17 protein-coding genes are annotated in these 19,642 nt (G+C 56.4%); all 17 read left to right on the top strand.

Translation table 11 applies throughout. The annotated features are described in order from the left end of the window. The first annotated feature begins 73 nt into the window (after positions 1–73). The 17 genes from cra to lpxC all read left to right on the top strand — a co-directional run bounded on the left by cra (position 74) and on the right by lpxC (position 19,528). The gene (gene cra / locus B3X29_RS02295) at positions 74–1,078 is read left to right on the top strand and encodes a catabolite repressor/activator (RefSeq protein ID WP_103178261.1); all 1,005 of its coding nucleotides are present in this window, start codon (positions 74–76) and stop codon (positions 1,076–1,078) included. Positions 1,079–1,676: 598 nt separating this feature from the next. After that, complete coding sequence (gene mraZ / locus B3X29_RS02290; RefSeq protein WP_103178262.1) at positions 1,677–2,135, top strand: division/cell wall cluster transcriptional repressor MraZ; 459 nt, start codon at positions 1,677–1,679, stop codon at positions 2,133–2,135. A gap of 2 nt (positions 2,136–2,137) precedes the next feature. Next, positions 2,138–3,079: a 16S rRNA (cytosine(1402)-N(4))-methyltransferase RsmH gene (rsmH, locus tag B3X29_RS02285; RefSeq protein WP_103178263.1), complete on the top strand. Its 942-nt coding sequence runs from the start codon at positions 2,138–2,140 to the stop codon at positions 3,077–3,079. Then, positions 3,076–3,441, top strand: coding sequence for a cell division protein FtsL (ftsL, locus tag B3X29_RS02280; protein WP_103178264.1), 366 nt, complete (start codon positions 3,076–3,078; stop codon positions 3,439–3,441). Before rsmH ends, ftsL begins: the two co-directional genes overlap by 4 nt. Before the next feature lie 15 nt (positions 3,442–3,456). Then, positions 3,457–5,223: a peptidoglycan glycosyltransferase FtsI gene (locus B3X29_RS02275; RefSeq protein WP_114315899.1), complete on the top strand. Its 1,767-nt coding sequence runs from the start codon at positions 3,457–3,459 to the stop codon at positions 5,221–5,223. Next, complete coding sequence (gene murE, locus B3X29_RS02270; RefSeq protein ID WP_159339987.1) at positions 5,210–6,697, top strand: UDP-N-acetylmuramoyl-L-alanyl-D-glutamate--2,6-diaminopimelate ligase; 1,488 nt, start codon at positions 5,210–5,212, stop codon at positions 6,695–6,697. Before B3X29_RS02275 ends, murE begins: the two co-directional genes overlap by 14 nt. Beyond that, positions 6,694–8,052 carry a UDP-N-acetylmuramoyl-tripeptide--D-alanyl-D-alanine ligase gene (murF, locus tag B3X29_RS02265; RefSeq protein WP_159339986.1) on the top strand — a complete coding sequence of 453 codons (1,359 nt, stop codon included), beginning with the start codon at positions 6,694–6,696 and terminating at the stop codon, positions 8,050–8,052. Before murE ends, murF begins: the two co-directional genes overlap by 4 nt. After that, a complete protein-coding gene (mraY, locus tag B3X29_RS02260) occupies positions 8,046–9,128 on the top strand; it encodes a phospho-N-acetylmuramoyl-pentapeptide-transferase (protein ID WP_103178268.1) in 1,083 nt (360 codons plus the stop codon). Before murF ends, mraY begins: the two co-directional genes overlap by 7 nt. Before the next feature lie 2 nt (positions 9,129–9,130). Then, on the top strand, positions 9,131–10,447 hold the full coding sequence (murD, locus tag B3X29_RS02255; RefSeq protein ID WP_103178269.1) for a UDP-N-acetylmuramoyl-L-alanine--D-glutamate ligase: 1,317 nt from the start codon (positions 9,131–9,133) through the stop codon (positions 10,445–10,447). After that, positions 10,447–11,691 (top strand): cell division protein FtsW, encoded by a 1,245-nt coding sequence (ftsW, locus tag B3X29_RS02250; RefSeq protein WP_039030375.1) that lies wholly within the window; start codon positions 10,447–10,449, stop codon positions 11,689–11,691. The genes murD and ftsW overlap by 1 nt, the downstream gene beginning before the upstream one ends. After that, positions 11,688–12,752, top strand: coding sequence for an undecaprenyldiphospho-muramoylpentapeptide beta-N-acetylglucosaminyltransferase (gene murG / locus B3X29_RS02245; RefSeq protein ID WP_103823248.1), 1,065 nt, complete (start codon positions 11,688–11,690; stop codon positions 12,750–12,752). The genes ftsW and murG overlap by 4 nt, the downstream gene beginning before the upstream one ends. Positions 12,753–12,811: 59 nt before the next feature. Then, positions 12,812–14,287 carry a UDP-N-acetylmuramate--L-alanine ligase gene (murC, locus tag B3X29_RS02240; protein WP_103178271.1) on the top strand — a complete coding sequence of 492 codons (1,476 nt, stop codon included), beginning with the start codon at positions 12,812–12,814 and terminating at the stop codon, positions 14,285–14,287. Then, positions 14,280–15,200, top strand: coding sequence for a D-alanine--D-alanine ligase (locus B3X29_RS02235; RefSeq protein ID WP_103178272.1), 921 nt, complete (start codon positions 14,280–14,282; stop codon positions 15,198–15,200). The genes murC and B3X29_RS02235 overlap by 8 nt, the downstream gene beginning before the upstream one ends. Before the next feature lies 1 nt (position 15,201). Then, on the top strand, positions 15,202–16,035 hold the full coding sequence (gene ftsQ / locus B3X29_RS02230; RefSeq protein ID WP_103178273.1) for a cell division protein FtsQ: 834 nt from the start codon (positions 15,202–15,204) through the stop codon (positions 16,033–16,035). Between the two features lie 2 nt (positions 16,036–16,037). Continuing rightward, positions 16,038–17,294 carry a cell division protein FtsA gene (gene ftsA / locus B3X29_RS02225; protein ID WP_103178274.1) on the top strand — a complete coding sequence of 419 codons (1,257 nt, stop codon included), beginning with the start codon at positions 16,038–16,040 and terminating at the stop codon, positions 17,292–17,294. Between the two features lie 63 nt (positions 17,295–17,357). Then, on the top strand, positions 17,358–18,509 hold the full coding sequence (gene ftsZ, locus B3X29_RS02220) for a cell division protein FtsZ (RefSeq protein ID WP_103178275.1): 1,152 nt from the start codon (positions 17,358–17,360) through the stop codon (positions 18,507–18,509). Between the two features lie 101 nt (positions 18,510–18,610). After that, positions 18,611–19,528: a UDP-3-O-acyl-N-acetylglucosamine deacetylase gene (gene lpxC, locus B3X29_RS02215; protein ID WP_103178276.1), complete on the top strand. Its 918-nt coding sequence runs from the start codon at positions 18,611–18,613 to the stop codon at positions 19,526–19,528. The last annotated feature ends 114 nt before the right edge of the window (positions 19,529–19,642 follow it).

Genomic DNA, 19,642 nt, shown 5'->3' with positions numbered 1-19,642 from the left:
GTTTAGATGTTACAAGATTAAGTCATAACCCTGACAAGGTCATGGACTCTTTTATATTTTTTAAGGGGCAATTGTGAAACTGGATGAAATCGCCAGGCTCGCCGGCGTGTCACGAACTACGGCAAGCTATGTGATTAACGGTAAAGCGAAGCAGTATCGGGTCAGCGACAAGACCGTTGAGAAAGTCATGGCAGTGGTTCGTGAACATAACTACCATCCCAATGCTGTCGCCGCGGGCCTGCGTGCCGGACGCACCCGTTCGATCGGCCTGGTGATCCCGGATCTGGAAAACACCAGTTACACCCGGATCGCAAACTATCTTGAGCGCCAGGCGCGTCAGCGCGGCTATCAACTGTTGATCGCCTGCTCAGAAGATCAGCCCGATAACGAAATGCGTTGCATTGAACATCTGCTCCAGCGTCAGGTCGATGCCATTATCGTTTCAACCTCGTTACCCCCGGAGCATCCTTTCTATCAGCGCTGGGCCAATGATTCATTCCCGATTGTCGCCCTCGACCGTGCGTTAGATCGCGAGCATTTCACTAGCGTAGTCGGTGCCGATCAGGACGATGCTGAAATGCTGGCGGCGGAGCTGCGCACCTTCCCGGCGGAAAATGTCCTTTACCTGGGGGCGTTGCCGGAACTCTCCGTGAGCTTCCTGCGCGAGCAGGGTTTCCGCACCGCCTGGAAAGACGATCCCCGTAAAGTGGATTTCCTCTATGCCAATAGCTACGAGCGCGAAGCCTCGGCGCAGCTGTTTGAGAAGTGGCTGGAAACTCATCCGATGCCGCAGGCGCTGTTCACCACCTCTTTTGCCCTGTTGCAGGGAGTGATGGACGTGACGCTGCGCCGCGAAGGTAAGCTGCCTTCCAATCTGGCAATTGCGACCTTTGGCGATCACGAACTGCTCGATTTCCTGCAGTGTCCGGTGCTGGCAGTCGCCCAGCGTCATCGTGACGTGGCAGAGCGGGTGCTGGAGATTGTGCTGGCGAGTCTCGATGAGCCGCGTAAGCCTAAACCGGGGCTGACGCGCATCCGTCGTAACCTCTATCGTCGCGGCATATTGAGCCGGTCATAAGGGACGCAGGGCAGTGGAAACTGCCCTGAATTTATTGCATTTATCCACTCAGCAATTCCCCTACTCTTTTTAAGATAATTCTTTAAAAAGTATCGCCTGAGCGCCTTTTTATTTCACTTTGCTATTTAAAATTTCTTTTCATGTTTATTTAATTGTCATTAATGAGATTATTTGTATTATTTTGTTACACAACCGATCATCATTGCTGAATTATCAGCCATTTTTACCCCGCAAATTTGTCGCCATCCGCTTGCCAGCGTTCGACGCGGCGTCAGCGTTGAATCTGGCGCTGTTCACCCCTGACGATATGGCTTAAAATGCCGCCCGCGTCGCAAACTGACACTTTATATTTGGTTGCGGCGAGATGAGTGATTTTTAACGCTGGTCTGCATATTCGAGTTTTTTCTCACAAATATTCATCACGTTAATTTTGCCTCGCCAGTTGTACGGTTAATAGCCTGATTAACTTCCGTTCGTAAATCAGTAACATTTAGACTGATGTCGCGGAAGTCCTGGCTTGACAAGCTTTTCCATCGCTCCGTAAACTCCCTTAAGTGGGAATTTGTGGGTAAAAGTGGTGAGGAGGGGTGAGACTGGCATGTTCCGTGGAGCGACGTTAGTCAATCTCGACAGCAAAGGGCGTTTGTCGGTACCAACCCGATATCGCGACCAGCTGAACGAGAGCGCTTCTGGTCAAATGGTCTGCACCATTGACATCAACCACGCCTGCCTGCTGCTTTACCCCTTGCCTGAATGGGAAATCATTGAGCAAAAGCTGTCTCGACTGTCGAGCATGAACCCGCAGGAGCGTCGCGTACAGCGGCTGTTATTGGGTCATGCCAGTGAATGTCAGATGGATAGCGCGGGGCGTTTATTGATTGCGCCAGTGCTGCGGCAGCATGCGGGTCTGACAAAAGAAGTGATGCTGGTCGGACAGTTCAATAAGTTTGAACTGTGGGATGAAACGGCCTGGTATCAACGGGTCAAGGAAGATATCGACGCTGAGCAGTCTGATTCCGCGACATTGTCGGAACGATTGCAGGATTTGTCTCTATAAATATGATGGAAAATTATAAACATACGACGGTGCTACTGGATGAGGCCGTCAATGGCCTGAATATTCGTCCTGATGGCATCTATATTGATGGCACTTTTGGCCGGGGTGGCCACTCACGTTTAATCCTCTCCCAACTGGGCGCGGAAGGCCGTTTGCTGGCGATCGATCGCGATCCGCAGGCGATTGCGGTGGCAAAAACTATTGATGACCCACGCTTTTCTATCGTTCATGGTCCTTTCTCCGCGCTGGCTGATTACGTCAGCGAGCGCGATTTAACCGGCAAGATCGACGGCATTCTTCTCGATCTTGGCGTCTCCTCACCGCAGCTTGATGATGCTGAACGTGGCTTCTCCTTTATGCGCGACGGTCCGCTGGATATGCGTATGGATCCGACGCGCGGCCAGTCCGCCGCCGAGTGGCTGCAAACGGCTGATGAAGCGGATATCGCCTGGGTGATCAAAACCTTCGGCGAAGAGCGTTTTGGCAAGCGTATCGCGCGCGCCATCGTTGAGCGCAACCGCATTGAGCCGATGACCCGTACCAAAGAGCTGGCTGAAGTGATCGCGGCGGCAACGCCGGTGAAGGATAAGTACAAACATCCCGCCACCCGTACTTTCCAGGCAATTCGCATCTGGGTGAACAGCGAGCTCGAGGAGATCGAGCAGGCGCTGAAAAGTTCGCTTGGCGTACTCGCGCCGGGTGGTCGCCTGTCGATTATCAGCTTCCACTCGCTGGAAGATCGCATCGTGAAGCGTTTTATGCGCGAGCAAAGCCGTGGTCCGCAGGTGCCGGCCGGGTTACCGATGACGGAAGAGCAGCTCAAAAAGCTGGGGGGCCGTCAGCTGCGCGCATTGGGCAAGTTAATGCCGGGCGAGGCAGAAGTGGAAGAGAATCCCCGCGCCCGTAGTTCAGTGCTGCGCATTGCAGAAAGGACGAGTGCATGATCGGCAAAGTGGCAGGCACCTTAAGCAAGGTCAAAGAGACGTTAGGCAGCAACGAGCGTCATGCGTTGCCGGGCGTGATCTGGGACGATCTGTTGCGTTTCGGCAAGCTGCCACTGTGCCTGTTTATTTGCATCATTGTGTCGGCGGTCACCGTTGTGACCACCGCTCACCATACCCGTTTGTTAACGGCGCAGCGCGAACAGCTGGTGCTGGAGCGTGATGCGCTGGATATCGAGTGGCGAAATCTGATCCTCGAAGAAAATGCGCTCGGCGATCACAGCCGGGTGGAACGGATCGCAACGGAAAAGCTGCAGATGCAGCATGTTGATCCCTCTCAGGAAAATATCGTAGTACAAAAATAAGGAAAAACGCGACGCATGAAATCCGCGGCGAAGGCGCTAAAACCAAAACGTCAGGAAGAACAGGCCAGCTTTATCAGCTGGCGTTTTGCGTTGCTGTGCGGCTGCATTTTACTGGCGCTGGGTTTCCTGCTGGGACGCGTGGCGTGGCTGCAGATCATTGCCCCCGACATGCTGGTGCGCCAGGGCGATATGCGCTCTCTGCGCGTTCAGGAAGTCTCGACATCGCGTGGCCTGATTACCGACCGTTCTGGTCGTCCGCTGGCGGTCAGCGTACCGGTAAAAGCGATCTGGGCGGATCCTAAAGAGCTGCATGACGCTGGCGGGATCTCACTGGATAACCGCTGGAAGGCGCTATCGGATGCGCTGAAAATGCCGCTCGATCAGCTGGCCGCTCGCGTCAATGCTAACCCGAAAGGGCGCTTTATCTATCTGGCGCGTCAGGTAAACCCTGACATGGCCGACTACATCAAAAAGCTGAAGCTGCCCGGCATTCACCTGCGTGAAGAGTCGCGTCGCTACTACCCGTCCGGGGAAGTGACCGCCCACCTGATTGGCTTTACCAACGTCGACAGCCAGGGGATTGAAGGCGTTGAGAAGAGTTTCGATAAATGGCTGACCGGTCAACCGGGCGAGCGCGTGGTGCGTAAAGACCGTTATGGTCGCGTGATTGAAGATATCTCTTCAACCGACAGCCAGGCGGCGCACAATCTGGCGTTGAGTATTGACGAGCGTTTACAGGCGCTGGTCTACCGTGAGCTGAATAACGCCGTCGCCTTTAACAAAGCGGAATCCGGCAGCGCCGTGCTGGTGGATGTCAGCACCGGTGAAGTGCTGGCGATGGCCAACAGCCCGTCTTACAACCCGAACAATTTTACCGGCACGGCCAAAGACGCCATGCGTAACCGTGCCATCACCGACGTCTTCGAGCCGGGTTCCACGGTGAAACCGATGGTGGTGATGACCGCCCTGCAGCGCGGTATCGTCAATGAAAATACCGTGCTGAATACCGTGCCTTACCGCATCAACGGTCACGAGATCAAAGACGTGGCGCGTTACAGCGAATTGACCCTCACCGGGGTTTTACAGAAGTCGAGTAACGTTGGTGTTTCTAAGCTGGCGTTAGCGATGCCGTCCTCAGCGTTAGTAGAAACTTACTCACGTTTTGGGCTGGGAAAGGCGACCAATTTGGGGTTGGTCGGAGAACGCAGTGGCTTATATCCTCAAAAACAACGGTGGTCTGACATAGAGAGGGCCACCTTCTCTTTCGGCTACGGGCTAATGGTAACGCCGTTACAGTTGGCGCGTGTCTATGCAACGATTGGCAGCTATGGCGTCTATCGCCCGCTCTCAATTACCAAAGTTGATCCCCCGGTTCCCGGTGAGCGTATCTTCCCGGAATCGATCGTCCGTACCGTCGTTCACATGATGGAAAGCGTGGCGCTGCCCGGCGGCGGCGGCGTGAAGGCGGCGATCAAAGGCTATCGCATCGCCATCAAAACCGGTACGGCGAAAAAAGTCGGGCCAGATGGCCGCTACATCAATAAATACATTGCATATACCGCAGGCGTTGCGCCTGCGAGTAATCCGCGTTTTGCGCTGGTGGTCGTCATCAACGATCCACAGGCGGGTAAATACTACGGTGGCGCCGTTTCCGCGCCGGTCTTCGGTGCCATCATGGGCGGCGTACTGCGCACCATGAACATCGAGCCGGATGCGCTGGCAACGGGCGAGAAAAGTGAATTTGTAATTAATCAAGGCGAGGGAACAGGTGGCAGATCGTAATTTGCGCGACCTTCTTGCTCCGTGGGTAACAGGCTTACCTGCGAGAGAACTGCGAGAGATGGTACTCGACAGCCGTGTGGCTGCCTCGGGCGATCTTTTTGTGGCAGTCGTAGGTCATCAGGCGGACGGGCGTCGCTATATCCCGCAGGCGATAGCGCAAGGTGTTGCTGCCATTATTGCTGAGGCAAAAGATGAGGCCACTGACGGTGAAATCCGTGAAATGCACGGCGTGCCGGTCATCTATCTCAGCCAGCTGAATGAACGTCTCTCTGCGCTGGCGGGACGTTTTTATAACGAACCTTCTGACCGGTTGCGTCTGGTTGGCGTGACCGGCACTAACGGTAAAACCACCACCACGCAGCTGATGGCGCAGTGGGCGCAACTGCTGGGTGAAACCAGCGCGGTAATGGGTACCGTGGGCAATGGCCTGCTGGGCAAAGTGAACCCAACGGAAAATACCACCGGCTCTGCCGTTGACGTACAGCACGTGCTGGCCGGTCTGGCGGGGCAGGGTGCGACCTTTGCGGCGATGGAAGTCTCTTCTCACGGGCTGGTACAGCACCGTGTCGCGGCGCTGAAATTTGCCGCCTCTGTGTTCACTAACCTGAGCCGGGATCACCTCGACTACCACGGCGACATGGAGAACTACGAAGCGGCGAAATGGCAGCTCTATGCCACGCATCACTGCGGTCAGGCGATCATCAACGCCGATGACGAAGTGGGTCGCCGCTGGCTGGCTAAACTGCCGGATGCCGTTGCGGTCTCCATGGCCGATCGTATCAACCCGAACTGCCACGGCCGCTGGCTGAAGGCCACCGACGTGGCCTATCACGATAGCGGCGCGACCATTCGCTTTGCCTCGAGCTGGGGCGAGGGCGAAATCGAAAGCCGTCTGATGGGGGCGTTCAACGTCAGCAATCTACTGCTGGCCCTCGCGACCTTGCTGGCGCTGGGTTATCCGCTGGCGGAACTGCTCCGTACCTCCGCGCGCCTGCAGCCGGTTTGTGGCCGCATGGAAGTCTTCACCGCCCCAGGCAAACCGACGGTGGTGGTGGATTATGCCCACACGCCGGATGCGCTGGAGAAAGCGCTGGAAGCCGCGCGCCTGCACTGCGCCGGTAAACTGTGGTGCGTCTTTGGCTGCGGCGGCGATCGTGATAAAGGCAAACGTCCGCTGATGGGTGCCATTGCTGAACAGTTCGCGGATATCGCGGTCGTGACCGATGACAACCCGCGCACCGAAGAGCCGCGCGCCATCATCAACGACATTCTGGCCGGTATGCTGGATGCGGGCCGTGCCCGTGTGGTGGAAGGCCGCGCAGAAGCGGTGACCAACGCCATCATGCAGGCTAACGAGAACGATGTGGTGCTGCTGGCCGGTAAAGGCCACGAAGATTATCAGATTGTCGGCACCAACCGTCTGGATTACTCCGACCGTGTAACCGCGGCGCGTCTGCTGGGAGTGGTGGCATGATCAGCGTAACGCTAAGCCAGCTTGCGACGCTCCTGCGCGCAGACGTCAGCGGCGATGAAATGAGTTTCGATGCGGTGACCACCGACACGCGTAAAATCACTCCCGGCTGCCTGTTTGTGGCGCTTAAGGGTGAGCGTTTCGATGCCCACGATTTCGCCGAACAGGCGAAAGCCGCCGGGGCGGGTGCGCTGCTGGTAAGCCGTAAACTGGATATCGACCTGCCGCAGGCGGTGGTAAAAGATACCCGTCTGGCGTTTGGTGAACTGGCGGCATGGGTTCGCCAGCAGGTTCCGACGCGCGTTGTGGCGCTGACCGGCTCCTCTGGTAAAACGTCCGTTAAAGAGATGACGGCCGCCATCCTCACCCAGTGTGGCAATACCCTCTATACCGCAGGCAATCTGAACAACGATATTGGCGTACCGATGACGCTGCTGCGTCTGACCCGCGAGCATGAGTTTGCGGTGATCGAACTGGGGGCCAATCACCAGGGCGAAATCGCCTGGACCGTTAGCCTGACGCAACCGGAAGCGGCGCTGGTGAATAACCTGGCGGCGGCGCACCTCGAAGGCTTCGGCTCGCTCGAAGGCGTGGCAAAAGCGAAGGGCGAGATCTACACCGGCCTGCCGGCCAACGGCATCGCCATTATGAATGCCGATAATAACGACTGGCTGAACTGGCAAAGCGTTATCGGGGATCGCAAAACCTGGCGCTTCTCGCCTAATGCCGCGAACAGCGACTTCACCGCCAACAACATTCATGTGACCTCTCACGGCACCGAATTTACGTTGCAGACCCCAACGGGGAATGTGGAGGTGCTGCTGCCTCTGCCGGGTCGCCACAACATCGCCAATGCCCTGGCGGCGAGTGCACTGGCGATGGCCGTCGGCGCGCCGCTGTCTGCTATCAAAAGCGGGCTGGCAAACCTGAAAGCCGTTCCCGGACGCCTGTTCCCGATCCCGCTGGCGGAAAACAAACTGCTGCTGGACGACTCCTACAACGCCAACGTCGGCTCCATGACTGCCGCCGTACAGGTGCTGTCTGAGATGCCTGGCTATCGCGTGATGGTGGTTGGCGATATGGCCGAGCTGGGCGATGAAAGCGAAGCCTGCCACCAGCAAGTGGGTGAGGCGGCAAAAGCCTCCGGTATCGATCGCGTGTTAAGCGCGGGACATCTCAGCAATTTTATCAGCCAGGCCAGCGGCGTCGGTGAGCATTTTGCCGATAAAGCGGCGTTGATCGCTCGCCTTAAGGCACTGGTTGCAGAACAACAAATTGTGACAGTTTTAGTGAAAGGTTCACGCAGTGCCGCCATGGAAGAGGTCGTGCACGCTTTACAGGAGAACGGGACATGTTAGTTTGGCTGGCCGAGCATTTGGTCAAATATTATTCCGGCTTTAACGTCTTTTCCTATCTGACGTTTCGCGCCATCGTCAGCCTGCTGACTGCGCTGTTCATCTCATTGTGGATGGGTCCGCGCATGATTGCCCGTCTGCAAAAACTCTCTTTCGGCCAGGTCGTGCGTAACGACGGTCCGGAATCACACTTCAGTAAACGCGGTACGCCGACCATGGGCGGCATTATGATCCTCACCGCGATTGTGGTGTCGGTGCTGCTGTGGGCTTACCCGTCAAACCCGTACGTCTGGTGCGTGCTGGTGGTACTGGTGGGGTACGGGATTATCGGTTTTGTTGATGACTACCGCAAAGTGGTGCGTAAAGACACCAAAGGTCTGATCGCCCGCTGGAAATATTTCTGGATGTCGGTCATTGCCCTGGGCGTGGCCTTCGCGCTCTATCTGGCAGGAAAAGACACCCCGGCCACCGAGCTGGTGGTGCCGTTCTTTAAAGATGTCATGCCGCAGCTGGGCCTGTTCTACATCCTCTTGTCCTACTTTGTGATTGTCGGTACCGGCAATGCCGTCAACCTGACCGACGGCCTGGATGGCCTGGCCATTATGCCAACCGTCTTTGTCGCAGCGGGCTTTGCTCTGGTGGCGTGGGCGAGCGGCAACATGAACTTCGCCAGCTATCTGCATATTCCTTATCTGCGTCACGCCGGTGAGCTGGTGATCGTCTGCACGGCGATTGTCGGCGCAGGTTTAGGCTTCCTGTGGTTCAACACCTACCCGGCGCAGGTCTTTATGGGGGACGTCGGTTCTCTGGCACTGGGCGGCGCGCTGGGCATTATCGCCGTGCTGCTGCGCCAGGAGTTCCTGCTGGTGATCATGGGCGGTGTGTTCGTGGTTGAAACCCTGTCGGTGATCCTGCAGGTAGGCTCCTTCAAGCTGCGCGGTCAGCGCATCTTCCGGATGGCACCTATCCATCACCACTATGAACTGAAAGGCTGGCCGGAACCGCGCGTCATCGTGCGCTTCTGGATTATTTCGCTGATGCTGGTGCTGATTGGCCTGGCAACGCTGAAGGTACGTTAATCATGGCAGATTACCAGGGTAAAAAAGTCGTTATCATCGGGTTAGGCTTAACCGGCCTCTCCTGCGTGGACTTTTTCCTCGCGCGGGGCGTGACGCCGCGTGTGATGGACACGCGTGTCTCTCCGCCTGGTCTGGATAAACTGCCGGAACAGGTTGAACGCCACCTTGGTGGTCTGAATGATGACTGGCTGCTGGCAGCCGATCTGATTGTGGCCAGCCCCGGTATGGCGCTGGCGCACCCTTCACTGAGCGCCGCGGCCGATGCGGGCGTTGAGATTGTCGGTGATATCGAGCTGTTCTGCCGTGAAGCGCAGGCGCCTGTTATCGCCATTACCGGCTCTAACGGAAAAAGCACCGTCACCACCCTGGTGGGTGAGATGGCGAAAGCGGCGGGCAAAAATGTCGGCGTTGGCGGCAACATTGGTTTGCCGGCGCTGATGCTGCTGGACAAAGGCTGTGAGCTGTACGTACTGGAACTCTCCAGCTTCCAGCTGGAGACCACCTCCAGCCTGCATGCAGCCGCGGCCACGATCCTGAACGTGACCGAAGATCATATGGACAGGTATCCGTTTGGTCTGCAGCAGTATCGCGCAGCCAAACTGCGTATTTACGAAAATGCGAAAGTCTGCGTCGTTAACGCCGATGATGCCCTGACCATGCCAGTACGCGGCGCTGATGACCGCTGCATCAGTTTTGGTATCACCATGGGTGATTATCATCTGAACCGGCAGTTGGGTGAAACCTGGCTGCGGGTGAAAGGTGAGAAAGTGCTGAACGTGAAGGAGATGAAGCTTTCCGGTCAGCATAACTACACCAATGCGCTGGCGGCGCTGGCGCTGGCGGATGCCGTCGGTCTTCCACGTTCCTCCAGCCTGCAGGCGTTAACCACCTTTACCGGACTGGCGCACCGTTTCCAGCTGGCGCTGGAGAATAACGGGGTACGCTGGATCAATGATTCCAAAGCCACCAACGTCGGCAGCACCGAAGCGGCGCTGAACGGCCTGCACGTCGACGGCACTCTGCATCTGCTGCTGGGTGGCGACGGTAAATCTGCCGATTTCACCTCCCTGAAGCAGTATCTCTCCGGCGATAACATCCGTCTCTACTGCTTTGGTCGTGACGGCAGGGAACTGGCTGAACTGCGTCCTGAGATTGCCGAGCAGACCGAAACCATGGAACAGGCAATGCGCCTGATTGCCCCTCGCGTGAAGCCGGGCGATATGGTGCTGCTCTCTCCGGCCTGCGCCAGCCTCGATCAGTTTAAGAATTTCGAACAGCGGGGCGATCTCTTTACCCGCCTGGCGAAGGAGTTAGGCTGATGCGTTTCTCTCTCCCTCGCCCAAAAATGCCGCGCCTGCCAGGATTTGGCATCCTGGTCTGGATCTCGTCGGCATTAAAAGGCTGGGTCATGGGCTCCCGGGATAAAGACTCCGATAGCCTGGTGATGTACGACCGCATGCTGCTCTGGCTTACGCTGGGGCTGGCGGCGATTGGTTTTATTATGGTGACCTCGGCATCGATGCCTGTTGGGCAACGACTGGCGAACGATCCTTTCCTGTTTGCCAAGCGTGACGGGCTCTACATCATCCTGGCGTTCTGTCTGGCGATGGTGACGTTACGCCTGCCGATGGCGTTCTGGCAGCGCCACAGTACCGCCATGCTCATCGCCTCGATCGTGATGCTGCTGATCGTGCTGGTGGTCGGGAGCTCGGTGAACGGGGCATCGCGCTGGATTGCTTTTGGCCCGCTGCGTATTCAGCCGGCGGAATTTACCAAGCTCTCGCTCTTCTGCTATCTCGCCAACTACCTGGTGCGTAAGGTGGATGAGGTGCGTAACAACCTGCGCGGCTTCTTAAAACCGATGGGCGTGATTCTGGTGCTGGCGGTACTGCTGCTGGCCCAGCCGGACCTCGGTACCGTGGTGGTACTGTTCGTCACCACGCTGGCGATGCTGTTCCTGGCGGGGGCGAAACTGTGGCAGTTCATCGCCATCATCGGGATGGGGATCTCCGCGGTCGTGCTGCTGATCCTCGCCGAGCCGTATCGTATCCGCCGCGTGACCTCTTTCTGGAACCCCTGGGAAGATCCGTTCGGCAGCGGTTATCAGCTGACACAGTCGCTGATGGCGTTTGGCCGCGGTGAAATGTGGGGCCAGGGGCTGGGGAACTCGGTCCAGAAACTGGAATATTTACCCGAAGCGCATACCGACTTCATCTTCTCCATTATTGGGGAAGAACTGGGTTATATCGGTGTGGTATTAGCGCTATTAATGGTATTCTTCGTCGCTTTCCGTGCGATGTCGATTGGCCGAAAAGCGCTGGTTATCGATCACCGTTTTTCAGGCTTTTTAGCCTGCTCAATCGGGATCTGGTTTAGCTTCCAGGCGCTGGTTAACGTAGGTGCCGCAGCAGGTATGCTGCCAACCAAAGGTCTGACGTTGCCGTTAATCAGTTACGGTGGTTCGAGTCTGTTGATCATGTCGACCGCCATTATGTTCTTGTTACGCATAGATTATGAAACGCGTCTGGAAAATGCCCAGGCGTTTACACGAGGTTCACGATGAATCAACCGAAGCGGTTAATGGTGATGGCGGGCGGTACTGGCGGGCATGTGTTCCCCGGGCTCGCGGTTGCGCACCATTTAATGGATCAGGGCTGGCAGGTACGCTGGCTGGGAACCGCAGACCGCATGGAGGCCGATCTGGTGCCGAAGCACGGGATTGAGATCGACTTTATTCGTATTTCTGGCCTGCGCGGCAAGGGGATCAAAGCGTTGCTGCTGGCGCCGGTGCGTATTTTCAACGCCTGGCGTCAGGCGCGGGCGATCATGAAGCGTTTTAAGCCGGACGTGGTGCTGGGGATGGGTGGTTATGTCTCCGGCCCAGGCGGGCTGGCGGCGTGGTCGCTCGGTATTCCGGTTGTGCTCCACGAGCAGAACGGTATCGCGGGCCTCACCAATAAATGGCTGGCGAAAATTGCCAGCAAAGTGATGCAGGCTTTTCCGGGGGCATTCCCGAAAGCCGACGTGGTAGGCAACCCAGTGCGTGTTGACGTGCTGGCCCTGCCGTTGCCGCAGGAGCGACTCGTTGGCCGTGAAGGGCCGGTGCGGGTGCTGGTCGTGGGCGGCTCTCAGGGCGCGCGCGTGCTGAACCAGACCCTGCCGCAGGTGGCGGCGAAGCTCGGCAGCGCGGTGACCATCTGGCATCAAAGCGGAAAAGGTGCGCAGCAAACGGTAGAGCAAGCCTATGCCGAAGCCGGACAGCCGCAGCATAAAGTGACCGAATTTATCGACGACATGGCGGCAGCGTATGCCTGGGCCGATGTCGTGGTCTGCCGCTCCGGCGCGCTGACGGTGAGCGAGATCGCCGCCGCTGGCTTGCCGGCGCTGTTTGTGCCGTTCCAGCACAAAGACCGTCAGCAGTACTGGAATGCGCTGCCGCTTGAAAAAGCCGGTGCCGCGAAAATTTTTGAACAGCCGCAGTTTACCGCCGACGCGGTCGCCACCACCCTGGCGGGCTGGGACCGGGAGACATTGCTGGCGATGGCGCAGCACGCACGTGCCGCCGCGATCCCGGATGCAACGGAGCGGGTGGCGAAAGAAGTGAGCCTGGCAGCCCAGGCGTAACCCTCGCAGCGCGTGTTGCGCTGCACGATTTTTTTGAAGTAGTCGATGGCGTTTAGAGAATGAATACACAACAACTGGCGAAACTGCGTTCAATCGTGCCCGAGATGCGTCGCGTCCGGCACATTCACTTTGTTGGCATCGGCGGCGCCGGTATGGGCGGTATTGCCGAGGTGCTGGCGAATGAAGGCTACCAGATCAGCGGGTCCGATCTGGCGCCGAACCCTGTTACGCAACAGTTGGCGTCGCTGGGTGCGACCATCTATTTTAATCACCGTCCGGAAAATGTGCTGGATGCGAGCGTGGTCGTGGTCTCCAGCGCCATTCCCGCCGATAACCCGGAAATCGTTGCCGCACATGAAGCGCGTATCCCGGTGATCCGCCGCGCGGAGATGCTGGCCGAGCTGATGCGTTTTCGTCACGGTATTGCCATTGCCGGTACGCACGGTAAAACCACCACCACGGCGATGGTCTCCAGTATTTATGCCGAAGCGGGTCTCGATCCGACCTTCGTGAACGGCGGCCTGGTCAAAGCGGCGGGCGTGCATGCTCGCCTGGGGCACAGCCGTTATCTCATCGCGGAAGCGGATGAGAGTGACGCCTCGTTCCTGCATTTGCAGCCGATGGTGGCGATTGTGACCAACATCGAAGCCGACCATATGGATACCTACCAGGGCGACTTCGAAAATTTAAAGCAAACCTTTATAAACTTTTTGCACAACCTGCCGTTTTATGGACGTGCGGTCATGTGCGTTGACGATCCGGTGATCCGCGAGCTGCTGCCGCGTGTCGGACGTCAGATCACCACATACGGTTTCAGCGAAGATGCTGATGTCCGCATAGAGAGCTTCAAACAGATTGGTGCGCAGGGTCATTTCACCCTGGCACGTCAGGATAAAGAGCTGCTGCATGTGACGCTTAACGCGCCAGGACGTCATAACGCCCTTAACGCTGCGGCAGCCGTTGCGGTCGCCACAGAGGAAGGCATTGACGACGAGGCGATTCTGCGGGCCCTGGAAAGCTTCCAGGGAACCGGGCGCCGTTTTGATTTCCTCGGCGAGTTTCCGCTGGAGGGGGTTAACGGCAAAAGCGGCACCGCGATGCTGGTGGATGACTACGGACACCACCCGACAGAAGTGGATGCCACGATCAAAGCGGCGCGCGCGGGCTGGCCGGACAAAAATCTGGTTATGCTGTTCCAGCCACACCGTTACACCCGTACCCGTGACCTGTACGATGATTTCGCGAATGTGCTCTCGCAGGTTGATACGTTGCTGATGCTCGAAGTGTACTCAGCGGGTGAGGCGGCCATTCCGGGTGCCGACAGCCGTTCGCTGTGCCGTACCATTCGTGGGCGCGGCAAGGTCGACCCGATTCTGGTCTCCGATCATGCACAGGCGGCAGCCATGCTTGCCCCAGTGTTGACCGGCAATGATTTGATTCTGGTGCAGGGGGCAGGAAATATCGGCAAAATCGCCCGTACACTGGCCGAAATCAAACTTAAGCCGCAAATTTCGGAGGAAGAGCATCATGGCTGATAAGATTGCGGTCCTCGCTGGCGGCACCTCGGCTGAGCGCGAGGTCTCCCTGAACTCTGGCGCCGCGGTGTTGGCCGGATTGCGGGAAGGCGACGTTGATGCGCACCTGGTCGATCCGAAAGAGATCGACGTGACGCGCCTGAAAGAGATGGGTTTTGACAAAGTGTTTATCGCGCTGCACGGTCGCGGCGGTGAAGACGGCACGTTGCAGGGCTTGCTGGATATCATTGGCCTGCCTTATACCGGCAGCGGCGTGATGGCGTCGGCCATCTCTATGGACAAACTGCGCAGCAAGCTGCTCTGGCAGGGCGCCGGGTTACCGGTTGCGCCTTGGGTGGCACTGACACGCCGTGAATTTGAGCAGGGCCTTGACGCCAGCGTCACTGAACGTATTGCAGCGCTGGGATTGCCAGTGATTGTGAAACCCAGCCGTGAAGGCTCAAGCGTAGGAATGTCTAAAGTAGACGAAGCAGGCGATATATCATCTGCATTAGCGCTGGCATTTCAACATGATGAAGAAGTTCTGGTTGAAAAATGGCTAAGCGGACCGGAATTTACCGTTGCGATGCTCGGGGAAGAAATTTTACCGTCAATTCGTATCCAACCTGCCGGAACCTTCTATGATTATGAGGCGAAGTATCTCTCTGATGAGACGCAATATTTCTGCCCAAGTGGTCTGGATGCCGGGCGTGAAGCATTATTAAGCGCTCTGGTGCTAAAAGCCTGGCATGTTCTTGGCTGCCGTGGTTGGGGAAGAATCGACGTCATGCAGGATAGCGACGGGCAATTTTATCTGCTGGAAGCCAATACCTCACCGGGTATGACCAGCCACAGTCTGGTGCCGATGGCGGCTCGCCAGGCGGGAATGAGCTTCTCGCAGCTGGTGGTCCGCATTCTGGATCAGGCGGGCTGATATGTCTCAGGCTGCGCTGAACACGCGAAACCGCGACGAGGAAGAAGAATATACTTCCCGGCGGAGTAATGGAACGCGTCTTGCAGGGATTACCTTCCTGCTCGCCGTGCTGTGTACTGTGTTTGTTAGCGGCTGGATGGTGCTCGGCTGGATGGAAGATGCACAACGTCTGCCTCTGTCGAAACTGGTGGTAACGGGTGACCGTCACTACACGCGTAATGATGATATCCGTCAGTCGATCCTGGCATTGGGATCGCCTGGCACCTTCATGACGCAGGATGTGAACATTATTCAGAGTCAGATTGAGCGCCTGCCGTGGATTAAACAGGCAAGCGTCAGAAAGCAATGGCCTGATGAATTGAAGATTCATCTGGTTGAATATGTACCCATTGCGCGTTGGAATGATCAGCATATGGTTGACGTAGAGGGAGTTTCTTTCAGCGTCCCGGCCGATCGTGTCAGCAAGCAAAATTTACCTATGTTATATGGGCCGGAAGGCAGCGAAAACGAAGTGCTGGAAGGTTTTCGTAGCATGGGGAAGGTGCTGGCTAAGGATCGTTTTACCCTGAAACAGGCTGCAATGACGGCGCGTCGTTCCTGGCAGTTGACGCTGACGAACGATATTAAGCTGAACCTGGGGCGGGGTGACACGATGAAGCGTCTGGAACGTTTTGTAGAACTCTATCCCGTTCTGCAGCAGCAGGCGCAGGCTGAAGGCAAAAGGATTAGCTACGTTGATTTGCGCTATGACTCAGGCGCATCGGTCGGGTGGACCCCGGCCCCGGTTGAGGAACCTAATCAGCAACAGAATCAGGCTCAGGTACAGGCAGAATAACAATGATCAAGGCGACGGACAGAAAACTGGTAGTAGGACTGGAGATTGGCACTGCGAAGGTTGCTGCTTTAGTAGGGGAAGTTCTGCCCGACGGTATGGTCAATATCATTGGTGTGGGTAGCTGCCCCTCCCGTGGTATGGATAAAGGTGGGGTAAACGACCTCGAGTCGGTGGTGAAATGCGTACAGCGCGCCATCGATCAGGCCGAACTGATGGCAGATTGCCAGATTTCCTCCGTGTATCTGGCACTCTCTGGCAAACATATCAGCTGCCAGAACGAGATCGGTATGGTGCCGATCTCAGAAGAAGAAGTCTCGCAGGAAGACGTCGAGAACGTAGTGCATACTGCGAAGTCGGTGCGTGTCCGCGATGAACATCGCGTACTGCATGTGATCCCGCAGGAATACGCCATCGATTATCAGGAAGGCATTAAAAATCCGGTGGGGCTTTCAGGCGTGCGTATGCAGGCAAAAGTGCACTTGATCACATGTCACAACGATATGGCGAAGAACATTGTTAAAGCCGTGGAACGTTGTGGCCTGAAAGTTGACCAACTTATTTTCGCCGGTCTGGCGGCAAGTTATTCGGTGCTGACTGAAGACGAACGTGAGCTGGGCGTCTGTGTCGTCGATATCGGCGGTGGTACTATGGACATGGCCGTCTACACCGGCGGAGCGCTGCGCCACACCAAAGTTATCCCTTATGCAGGGAATGTGGTCACCAGCGATATCGCGTATGCCTTTGGTACGCCACCGAGCGATGCTGAGGCGATTAAAGTGCGCCACGGGTGTGCGCTGGGCTCTATCGTTGGTAAAGATGAGAGCGTCGAAGTGCCGAGCGTCGGTGGTCGTCCGCCGCGCAGCCTGCAGCGCCAGACGTTGGCCGAGGTCATTGAGCCGCGTTATACCGAGCTGCTCAACCTCGTGAACGAAGAGATTTTGCAATTACAGGAACAGCTTCGCCAGCAGGGGGTTAAACATCATCTTGCGGCGGGGATTGTATTAACCGGCGGCGCGGCGCAAATTGAAGGTCTTGCGGCTTGCGCTCAGCGCGTGTTCCATACGCAGGTGCGCATTGGGGCACCGCTGAACATCACCGGTCTGACGGATTATGCTCAGGAGCCGTATTACTCAACGGCAGTGGGCTTGCTTCATTACGGGAAGGAAACCCATCTTAGTGGCGAAGCAGAAGTAGAAAAACGCACGTCGGTGGGTTCGTGGTTTAAACGAATCAACACCTGGCTGCGAAAAGAGTTTTAATTTTTGTAAGAGACCGGAGAGAATTAACGGTTTCAGGCGACAGGCACAAAACGGAGAGAAACTATGTTTGAACCTATGGAACTGACCAACGACGCGGTGATTAAAGTCATCGGCGTCGGTGGCGGCGGCGGTAATGCTGTAGAGCACATGGTGCGCGAGCGCATCGAAGGCGTTGAATTCTTCGCGGTGAACACCGATGCGCAGGCACTGCGTAAGACGGCTGTTGGCCAGACAATTCAGATCGGCGGCGGCATCACCAAAGGGCTGGGCGCTGGGGCAAACCCGGAAGTCGGCCGTAACGCTGCAGAAGAAGATCGTGAAGCACTGCGTGCGGCACTTGATGGTGCAGACATGGTGTTTATTGCCGCAGGCATGGGCGGTGGTACCGGAACCGGTGCTGCGCCAGTTGTTGCTGAAGTGGCTAAAGATTTAGGTATCCTGACTGTTGCCGTTGTGACCAAGCCTTTCAACTTTGAAGGCAAGAAGCGTATGGCGTTTGCAGAGCAGGGTATCACCGAGCTGTCCAAGCATGTGGACTCGCTGATCACTATTCCAAACGACAAACTGCTGAAAGTGCTGGGTCGTGGCATCTCTCTGCTGGACGCTTTTGGCGCGGCGAACGATGTTTTGAAAGGCGCTGTCCAGGGTATCGCCGAGCTGATCACCCGTCCAGGCCTGATGAACGTCGACTTTGCTGACGTGCGCACCGTGATGTCCGAAATGGGCTACGCGATGATGGGTTCCGGCGTGGCGAAAGGTGAAGACCGTGCAGAAGAAGCCGCTGAAATGGCGATCTCTTCTCCGCTGCTGGAAGATATCGATCTGTCTGGCGCGCGCGGCGTGCTGGTTAACATCACTGCGGGCTTCGACCTGCGTCTGGATGAGTTCGAAACCGTGGGTAACACCATTCGTGCGTTCGCCTCTGATAACGCAACCGTGGTAATCGGTACTTCCCTTGATCCGGAAATGAACGATGAGCTGCGCGTAACGGTTGTTGCGACCGGTATCGGTATGGACAAACGTCCTGAGATCACCCTGGTGACCAACAAAACTGCACAGCAGCCGGTGATGGATCGCTACCAGCCGCACGGCATGGCACCATTGACCCAGGAGCAGAAACCCGCAGCTAAGGTGGTGAATGACAATACGCCACAAACGCAGAAAGAGCCGGATTATCTGGACATTCCAGCATTCCTGCGTAAACAAGCTGATTAAGAATTAGCTGGAATTAGGGAATTTACGCTCTTTGTGCTAAACTGGCCGCCCGATAGTGATGTACACTCTCGGTTGGATAAGTAACTTGGCGAGATTATACGATGATCAAACAAAGGACATTAAAACGTATCGTTCAGGCGACAGGTGTCGGTTTACATACCGGCAAGAAAGTCACCCTGACGTTGCGCCCTGCGCCGGCCAATACCGGGGTCATCTATCGTCGCACCGACTTGAATCCACCGGTAGATTTCCCGGCTGATGCCAAATCTGTGCGTGATACCATGCTCTGTACTTGCCTGGTGAATGAGCATGACGTGCGGATCTCTACCGTAGAGCACCTGAATGCCGCCCTGGCGGGTCTGGGTATCGACAACATTATTGTTGAAGTCGATGCGCCGGAAATCCCGATTATGGATGGCAGTGCTGCACCGTTCGTCTACCTGTTGTTGGACGCCGGCATCGAAGAACTGAACAGTGCGAAGAAATTCGTACGTATCAAAGAGACCGTTCGTGTCCAGGATGGCGACAAATGGGCTGAATTCAAGCCGTTTAATGGTTTTTCGTTGGATTTCACCATCGACTTCAACCATCCGGCGATTGATTCCAGCACCCAGCGCTATGCGATGAACTTCTCTGCTGATGCGTTTATGCGTCAGATCAGTCGAGCGCGTACGTTTGGTTTCATGCGTGATATCGAATATCTGCAGTCCCGCGGCCTGTGCCTGGGCGGCAGCTTCGATTGTGCCATCGTTGTTGACGATTATCGCGTACTGAACGAAGACGGCCTGCGTTTTGAAGACGAATTCGTTCGTCACAAAATGCTGGATGCGATCGGCGACCTGTTCATGTGTGGTCACAACATCATTGGTGCGTTTACCGCGTATAAATCCGGTCACGCACTGAACAACAAATTGTTGCAGGCTGTTCTGGCAAAACAGGAAGCCTGGGAATATGTGACCTTCGAAGACGAAGCTGAACTGCCTCTGGCATTCAAAGCACCGAGCACGGTTCTGGCGTAACGGTAAATTCCGTTATGTAAATTCGACTGGTTGACCTGGCACTCTCTCCGGCCAGGAAGACCAGTCGTTTTTGTTTTTATCTTCCCCGTATTGCTGTAGTCAATGGCTCGTTTG

This window comes from Leclercia sp. UBA5076 (assembly GCF_002416465.1).
Classification (GTDB): Bacteria; Pseudomonadota; Gammaproteobacteria; order Enterobacterales; family Enterobacteriaceae; genus Enterobacter.
The sequence above is the reverse complement of the archived record's forward strand: the minus strand, read 5'-3'. Positions and strand labels throughout refer to the sequence as shown.

Bases quoted from the DNA above. Each gene is read 5' to 3' on its own strand.
- mraZ (WP_103178262.1), top strand. From the start codon at position 1,677: ATGTTCCGTGGAGCGACGTTAGTCAATCTCGACAGCAAAGGGCGTTTG.
- rsmH (WP_103178263.1), top strand. From the start codon at position 2,138: ATGATGGAAAATTATAAACATACGACGGTGCTACTGGATGAGGCCGTC.
- ftsL (WP_103178264.1), top strand. From the start codon at position 3,076: ATGATCGGCAAAGTGGCAGGCACCTTAAGCAAGGTCAAAGAGACGTTA.
- B3X29_RS02275 (WP_114315899.1), top strand. From the start codon at position 3,457: ATGAAATCCGCGGCGAAGGCGCTAAAACCAAAACGTCAGGAAGAACAG.
- murF (WP_159339986.1), top strand. From the start codon at position 6,694: ATGATCAGCGTAACGCTAAGCCAGCTTGCGACGCTCCTGCGCGCAGAC.
- mraY (WP_103178268.1), top strand. From the start codon at position 8,046: ATGTTAGTTTGGCTGGCCGAGCATTTGGTCAAATATTATTCCGGCTTT.
- murD (WP_103178269.1), top strand. From the start codon at position 9,131: ATGGCAGATTACCAGGGTAAAAAAGTCGTTATCATCGGGTTAGGCTTA.
- ftsW (WP_039030375.1), top strand. From the start codon at position 10,447: ATGCGTTTCTCTCTCCCTCGCCCAAAAATGCCGCGCCTGCCAGGATTT.
- murG (WP_103823248.1), top strand. From the start codon at position 11,688: ATGAATCAACCGAAGCGGTTAATGGTGATGGCGGGCGGTACTGGCGGG.
- murC (WP_103178271.1), top strand. From the start codon at position 12,812: ATGAATACACAACAACTGGCGAAACTGCGTTCAATCGTGCCCGAGATG.
- B3X29_RS02235 (WP_103178272.1), top strand. From the start codon at position 14,280: ATGGCTGATAAGATTGCGGTCCTCGCTGGCGGCACCTCGGCTGAGCGC.
- ftsQ (WP_103178273.1), top strand. From the start codon at position 15,202: ATGTCTCAGGCTGCGCTGAACACGCGAAACCGCGACGAGGAAGAAGAA.
- ftsA (WP_103178274.1), top strand. From the start codon at position 16,038: ATGATCAAGGCGACGGACAGAAAACTGGTAGTAGGACTGGAGATTGGC.
- ftsZ (WP_103178275.1), top strand. From the start codon at position 17,358: ATGTTTGAACCTATGGAACTGACCAACGACGCGGTGATTAAAGTCATC.
- lpxC (WP_103178276.1), top strand. From the start codon at position 18,611: ATGATCAAACAAAGGACATTAAAACGTATCGTTCAGGCGACAGGTGTC.